1 protein-coding gene is annotated in these 379 nt (G+C 66.2%); it reads left to right on the top strand.

Translation table 11 applies throughout. From position 1 onward, the window contains the following. Positions 1–379: filamentous hemagglutinin N-terminal domain-containing protein (locus BVH01_RS24770; protein ID WP_168177308.1), on the top strand; the 379-nt coding region annotated here is incomplete at both ends.

Raw genomic sequence — 379 nt, 5'->3', positions numbered from 1 at the left:
CGCCCTGATCCTTGCCGGCGTGATGTTCCTCAATCCCATCGTCGCTTCGGCGGCGCAGCTGGCCGTGGATGCCCAGGCAGGCGGCAACACCAGCCTCGACCGGGCCGGCAATGGCGTGCCCATCGTCAACATCGCCACGCCAACCGGCAGTGGCCTGTCGCACAACAAATTCACCGACTACAACGTCGGCGGGCAGGGGCTGATCCTCAACAATGCCACCGAGCGGCTGCAGAGCACCCAGCTCGGCGGCATCATCGTCGGCAACGGCAACCTGCAGGGTCGCGCTGCCGGCGTCATCCTCAACGAAGTGACCGGCAGCAACCGCAGCCAGCTCAAGGGCTACACGGAAGTGGCCGGGCAGGCCGCACACGTGATCGTT

It is taken from the genome of Pseudomonas sp. PA1(2017), assembly GCF_001945375.1.
In the GTDB taxonomy this organism is placed as follows: domain Bacteria; phylum Pseudomonadota; class Gammaproteobacteria; order Pseudomonadales; family Pseudomonadaceae; genus Aquipseudomonas.
The sequence above is the reverse complement of the archived record's forward strand: the minus strand, read 5'-3'. Positions and strand labels throughout refer to the sequence as shown.